1 pseudogene is annotated in these 463 nt (G+C 70.4%); it reads right to left on the bottom strand.

Going from position 1 to position 463, the window contains the following annotated elements:
- Positions 1 to 463: pseudogene (locus tag TN53_RS42320) on the bottom strand (oxidoreductase); the annotation flags it as partial.

The following is a 463-nucleotide window of genomic DNA, read 5'->3' as shown; positions in this document are numbered from 1 at the left end:
GACGGGGAGGTTGCGCAGGCCGGCGCTGGCGCTGCCCACGGCCTTCGCCGTGAGGCGCAGTCCGCGCCCGTCGGGCGCCGCCGAGAGCGAGAAGGGGTTGGCGAGCCACCAGTGGTTGTGGCCGGGGAACCGCCAGATGCAGAACTGGCCCGCCCGGGCCGGAAGTTTGTCGAGGTGTCGGCCGGTGACGTACACGGAGACCACGTCGTGCGACTCGGACACCACCGCCGCCACGCTGAACCGGTGGTAGGCGTTACGCCACAGCGGCACGACAAGGCGCCCGGTCAGCAGCGCACCGAAGGCGAACAGCCACAGGATCCACCAGTAGGCGGTGGCGAAAGCGGAGGAGGTGAACGTCGTCGTCTCCTGCAACTGGTGCACGAACGCCAGGCCCAGGGCCACGTAGAGCAGCAGGTGCAGACCGTGCCAGACCTGGTACTGCAGCCGCCTGCGCACCGGCCGG

This window comes from Streptomyces sp. WM6386 (assembly GCF_000972385.1).
Taxonomy (GTDB): Bacteria; Actinomycetota; Actinomycetes; order Streptomycetales; family Streptomycetaceae; genus Streptomyces.
Note: the sequence above shows the minus strand (reverse complement) of the source record. Positions and strands in the feature narration are given on the sequence as shown.